2 protein-coding genes are annotated in these 1,995 nt (G+C 72.1%); both read left to right on the forward strand.

The window, feature by feature from the left end:
• Nucleotides 1-959: acyl carrier protein (locus NGF19_RS30280; RefSeq protein WP_252429123.1), on the forward strand; the 959-nt coding region annotated here is incomplete at its 5' end.
• 106 nt (nucleotides 960-1,065) lie between these two features.
• Nucleotides 1,066-1,995: beta-ketoacyl synthase N-terminal-like domain-containing protein (locus NGF19_RS30285; RefSeq protein WP_308288569.1), on the forward strand; the 930-nt coding region annotated here is incomplete at its 3' end.

A 1,995-nucleotide genomic window follows, 5' to 3' on the forward strand; every position in this document is an offset into this window, starting at 1 on the left:
GTTGGGAGACCGACGGCGGTATGACCGAGAAGCTCGGCGAAGCGGACCTCCGGCGCATGAGCCGGGCCGGGATCGGCGCCGTCACCGCCGAGGAAGGCGTCGCACTCCTCGACACCGCCCTGCACGACGACCGGTACCCGACGCTGCTTCCGCTGCGCCTGGACATGGCGGGCCTGCGCAGCGCAGCCGCCGCCGACCCGGCCGGAGTCCCCTCCCTGCTGCGGGAACTGGTCGATGTCGCCCCCGCCAGGCCCCGGGCGGCCGAGACCGCGACCACCGGAGCCGGCGTGCCCGCCGACGAGTCCCCGGCGCAGGCCGCGACGCTCGCCGAACGCGCCGCGGACGCCCACGGGCCCGAACGGCGGCGCCTTCTCCTGGAGTTCGTCTGCGACGAGGTGGCCGACGTGCTCGGCCACGCCCGCGGCCACCGGTTCGACCCCGACCGGGGCTTCCTCGACCTGGGCTTCGACTCCCTGACGGCGGTAGAACTGCGCAACAGGGTGAACGCCGCAAGCGGCCTCCGCCTCCCGGCGACCCTGGTGTTCGACTACCCCGCCCCGGCCGTGCTCGCCGACCACCTGGACGCCGAGCTGCCCCGCAGCACCCCCGGCCGGGACACCGCGACATCGGACACCTCGGCCACCAGCCTGCCCGACCCGGCCGCCGTGCTCGCTCAACTCACGCGTCTTGAGATGGCGTTGTCGTTGGCCGGGCTGGCGGACACGGCCGAGAGCGACGAGGTGAGCGGACAACTGAACGCCCTGCGCGCACTGATCGAGGGCGGCACCACGAAGACCTCGGACCCCGGCACGGCACCGACCTCCGGGGCCGACACCGGCCCTGCCACCGGACCCGAAGCCGGCTCGGGCTCCGGCGAGGGCCCCGGTGACACGGACATCCTGACCGCCTCCGCCGAAGAGCTCTTCGACCTCCTCGACCGGGAGTCCCGTACGAGCTGAACCCGGCCGCACGGCCACAGTCCGCCCGGACTTCCGCTCCGGGCGCCTCGGAACACTTTGTGCGTCTCAAGCGCTTCTAGGAACCCAAGGGGACAGCGTGTCCACGGTGAACGAAGAGAAGTACCTCGACTACCTGCGACGGGCCACGGCCGACCTGCAGCAGGCGCGTGGACGCGTCCGCGAGCTGGAGTCGAAGTCCAGCGAGCCGGTGGCGATCGTGGGTATGGCGTGCCGGTTGCCGGGTGGTGTGGGGTCGCCGGAGGAGCTGTGGCGGTTGGTCGCCGAGGGTGGTGACGCGATCTCGGGGTTTCCGCGTGACCGTGGTTGGGACGTCGAGGGCCTGTACGACCCCGACCCCGACGCCACAGGCAAGAGCTACGTCCGCGAGGCCGGATTCCTGCACGAGGCGGGGGAGTTCGACGCCGACTTCTTCGGGATCTCGCCGCGTGAGGCGCTGGCGATGGACCCGCAGCAGCGGCTGCTGCTGGAGACCTCCTGGGAGGCGTTCGAGCACGCCGGGATTCGCCCGGCCACCGCGCGCGGCAAGGCGGTCGGTGTCTTCACCGGTGTGATGTACCACGACTACGCCACCCGTCTCACCGAGGTGCCGGAAGGCATCGAGGGATATCTCGGCACCGGCAACTCCGGCAGCGTCGCCTCGGGCCGCGTCGCCTACGCCCTGGGCCTGGAGGGGCCCGCCGTTACGGTGGACACGGCGTGCTCGTCGTCGTTGGTGGCACTGCACCTCGCGATACAGGCGCTGCGCAAGGGCGAGTGCGACATGGCGCTCGCGGGCGGCGTCACCGTGATGTCGACGCCCTCGACGTTCGTGGAGTTCAGCCGCCAGCGCGGACTGGCTCCGGACGGCCGCTCCAAGTCCTTCTCCTCGTCGGCTGACGGTACGAGTTGGTCCGAGGGCGTGAGTGTCCTCCTGGTGGAGCGGCTCTCGGACGCACAGCGGCTGGGCCACCACGTGCTGGCCGTCGTACGCGGCAGCGCCGTCAACCAGGACGGAGCAAGCAGCGGCCTGGCCGCC

Source organism: Streptomyces macrolidinus (assembly GCF_023887685.1).
Classification (GTDB): domain Bacteria; phylum Actinomycetota; class Actinomycetes; order Streptomycetales; family Streptomycetaceae; genus Streptomyces; species Streptomyces macrolidinus.